The following is a 1,915-nucleotide window of genomic DNA, read 5'->3' on the forward strand; positions in this document are numbered from 1 at the left end:
GCTTATGAGACGATGGGCGGGGCCGATGCGCTGGTTATCATCACCGAATGGAACGAATTCCGCGCGCTCGACTTAAAACGGGTGAAGAGCTTGCTGAAAAGCCCGGTTCTCGTCGATCTGCGCAATGTCTACGAGCCGGATATGATGGCAACTGCCGGGTTCGATTATACCTGCGTCGGGCGCGTGTCGCTTCCGGCGGTACAATAACTTTTAAGGACGATCTGCCATGAGCGGCCACCGCTTCGAGCCTACCATTCTGCGGGAATATGATATTCGCGGTATCGTCGGCAAAACCCTTTCGGGGGCGGACGCGCAGGCACTCGGGCAGGCGTTCGGCTCCTATGTGATCGAGCAAAGCGGCAAAGCGGCACCGCGCATTGCCGTGGGCTATGATGGCCGTCTGAGTTCGCCCGATCTTGAGGCGGCCCTGGTCGATGGCATCATGAGCACCGGCGCGCAGGTGACGCGCGTCGGCCTCGGCCCGACGCCGATGCTCTATTACGCCACTGCCTCGGAAGGGCTGGAAGCCGGGATCATGATTACCGGCTCTCATAATCCGCCCGATTATAACGGTTTCAAAATGATGCTGTTGGGCGGCCCGGTTTATGGAGCGATGATCCAGGAAATTGGCAAGATTGCCGCCGAAGGGCGGTTTAAAAAAGGCGTAGGATCGTCGATTTCGGTCGATCTGATGGATCGTTACGTTTCCCGAATGATCGAAGGGTTCCGGGGCGGCCCGCTGACGGTCGTCTGGGATGCGGGCAATGGTGCTGCGGGGGATGCGATGATCCGCATGACGCGCCGCCTGCCGGGTCGGCATATTTTGCTAAACGAAGTGATCGACGGCACCTTCCCGGCCCATCACCCGGACCCAACTGAAGAAAAGAACCTCGTGCAGTTGAAGGCGGCGGTGGCCGAGCATCAGGCCGACCTCGGTATTGCTTTTGACGGCGACGGCGACCGCATCGGCCTCATCGATGGGCAGGGCCGGGTGCTGTGGGGCGATCAGATTCTCGCGCTGCTGGCGCGGCCCGTGCTAGCCGATCTGCCGGGGGCGACGATCATCGCCGATGTCAAAGCCAGCCAAGTGCTGTTCGACGAAATCGCCCGCCTCGGCGGCACACCGCTAATGGGCGCAACTGGCCATTCGCTGATTAAGAAGCAGATGAAACAGACCGGCGCGCCGCTGGCGGGCGAAATGTCCGGCCATATTTTCTTCGCCGACCGCTATTATGGCTTCGATGATGCCCTGTATGCGGCAGTGCGCGTGCTCGAAACGGTGTCCTGGGCCGGAAAAAGCCTAGCCGCGCTGCGCGACGAGCTGCCGACGCGCCAGAATACGCCGGAACTGCGCTTTCCCTGCGCCGATACGCGCAAATTCGCGGTCGTTACGGAAGTGAAAGAAAGATTGGCGGCGGCAGGCGCGAATGTTTCCACGGTCGATGGCGTGCGCGTGACGACGCCGGATGGTTGGTGGCTGCTGCGCGCCTCCAATACCCAAGACGTGCTGGTCGCCCGCTGCGAGGCGGCCGACGAAGCCGGGCTGGATCGCTTGAAGGCCGCCCTGCTGGACGCGCTCGCGCCCAGCGGAGTTACGCCGCCGCAGTTCTAAGAAAAGCGGCGTTTTTTTCGCAAAAAACATTCCCTAGAGCGCTTTTCTAAAAAAACAGAAGTGCTCTAGGGTGATTTACCGGACGGTCCTAGCCGAGGACATCCACATAAAAGGCAACGCCTTCGTATTTAAAGGTCGGAAGAGTCGCGATGATAGTATCGCGCTCGGATTCGGAGACCGTGAAGAAGTGGGAGTTCGTCGCACTATTATAGAAGCGATAAAGTTCCTCCTGCGGCCCTCGATCACTCGTGAGAGCTTTGAAGCTACTCGACTGATATTCAAAAAGGGGCAAGCTGTTGCGGA

General features: G+C 59.6%; 3 protein-coding genes. 2 read left to right on the forward strand and 1 reads right to left on the reverse strand.

The window, feature by feature from the left end; genetic code table 11:
- Both VZ95_RS14210 and pgmG read left to right on the forward strand, forming a co-directional pair.
- On the forward strand, positions 1-207 hold a 207-nt coding region (locus VZ95_RS14210; protein WP_045776442.1), incomplete at its 5' end, for a UDP binding domain-containing protein.
- A 19-nt stretch (positions 208-226) separates the two neighbouring features.
- Positions 227-1,612 carry a phosphoglucomutase/phosphomannomutase PgmG gene (gene pgmG / locus VZ95_RS14215; RefSeq protein WP_045776443.1) on the forward strand — a complete coding sequence of 462 codons (1,386 nt, stop codon included), beginning with the start codon at positions 227-229 and terminating at the stop codon, positions 1,610-1,612.
- 88 nt (positions 1,613-1,700) lie between these two features.
- Here the strand turns inward: pgmG and VZ95_RS27260 are convergent.
- The coding region (locus VZ95_RS27260; protein ID WP_408606096.1) for a hypothetical protein at positions 1,701-1,915 on the reverse strand (215 nt) is incomplete at its 5' end.

Origin of the sequence: Elstera litoralis, from assembly GCF_000963705.1 — a bacterium.
Taxonomy (GTDB): domain Bacteria; phylum Pseudomonadota; class Alphaproteobacteria; order Elsterales; family Elsteraceae; genus Elstera; species Elstera litoralis.

Bases quoted from the DNA above. Each gene is read 5' to 3' on its own strand.
- pgmG (WP_045776443.1), top strand. From the start codon at position 227: ATGAGCGGCCACCGCTTCGAGCCTACCATTCTGCGGGAATATGATATT.